General features: G+C 63.6%; 3 protein-coding genes. All 3 read right to left on the bottom strand.

Annotation, left to right across the window (positions count from 1 at the left end; all coding sequences use genetic code 11):
* Positions 1-157 precede the first annotated feature (157 nt).
* On the bottom strand, positions 158-286 hold the full coding sequence (locus C5F48_RS26320; protein WP_258186588.1) for a hypothetical protein: 129 nt from the start codon (positions 284-286) through the stop codon (positions 158-160).
* A 346-nt stretch (positions 287-632) separates the two neighbouring features.
* Positions 633-779, bottom strand: a complete 147-nt coding sequence (locus tag C5F48_RS25515) for a hypothetical protein (protein WP_170139784.1) — start codon at positions 777-779, stop codon at positions 633-635.
* Positions 780-803: 24 nt separating this feature from the next.
* On the bottom strand, positions 804-1,151 hold a 348-nt coding region (locus C5F48_RS24010; protein WP_181247782.1), incomplete at its 5' end, for a cation transporting ATPase C-terminal domain-containing protein.

Consider the following 1,151-nt stretch of genomic DNA (forward strand, 5'->3'; position numbering starts at 1 on the left):
TTGGGCCGGGCGACCGCCCCGGCCTGGGTCTCTGTCCGCGCCTGAGCCGGGGTATCGGTTACCTGGTCATGCATCTGCAAAGTCTCCTGTGGGTCTCTGGGTTCTGGGTTGGAAAAGCGGGTGAAGCGGCCGACGCCGATCGTGGTGAACTCGAACATCACAGCCCCTCCCTACCCGGAAGCACGCGCCACACCGGGGCCGGCCCCTCGGCGTCCTCGCCGAGGCCGTAGCGGCCCCGCATCCCCTCTCGGGGGAACTCCTGACGGAACTCGGCTGTCATCTGCATCGTCGCCTCCTGTCATGCCGGATTGGCAGCACTGCAATTCTACGATAATAACGACAGACTTTATCGTGTTAAGCAAGAGGATAGAGAAGGCGATTTCAGCCATTGAAAGAGAAGACTTTTCTTCGGAAGCCCCCGCGAGGACGCGATACGATTTCACCTGCAATTCAAAGGAGATACCGCGCGAGGCGTCGTTCAGGAGACGCTGGTTGGCGCCGTCATGATCTGCCGGGCCGAGCCCGGAGAGCCGGCAAGGTCGGCGAGGTCGGCGATCTGATAAGCAGAAGGCAGGACCAGAACACTTCGACAGTGCGGCTTGCATTGGTCCCAGGGTGGCGCAGGCATCATCTCAGGCGGGCAGATTGATCCCCAGCTCTCGCAGCATCAGATATGCTGCGCGGGCGAAATGGATCGGATCGGGCAGGCGTCGAGCCCCCTTCACCGCATCGAGGAAGAGCCGCATGTTGTCGGAACAAGCAGCATAGGCCTGCCCCATGAAGCTCTCTAGCCCGGTCGAGCGTCACCCTTTCAACCCCAGCCGGATCTGCTTCTCGATTTCGATCAGCGCGAAGAAGGCGGCGCCGATGGCGAGGATCAGGAGGCCGTCCATCAGCGGGACCGGCCTCGTGCCCAGCACCGCCTGCAAGGGCGGCAGGTAGGTGACCGCCGATTGCGCGACGGCGACGGTGGCGACCACGGCCCAGACCACCTTTGTGCCCCGCGCCGCGGCCCAGGTCAGCGAGGCGCCGTGGAGGTTGCGGATGAAGAACAGGTGGAAGATCTCCAGCACCACCAGCGTGTTCATCGCCATGGTCTGCGCCAGGGCCAGCGGGTAGCCCCTGTCGGTGGCATAGCGGAAGATCCCGGA

Origin of the sequence: Cereibacter changlensis JA139 (assembly GCF_003034985.1) — a bacterium.
GTDB lineage: Bacteria > Pseudomonadota > Alphaproteobacteria > Rhodobacterales > Rhodobacteraceae > Cereibacter > Cereibacter changlensis.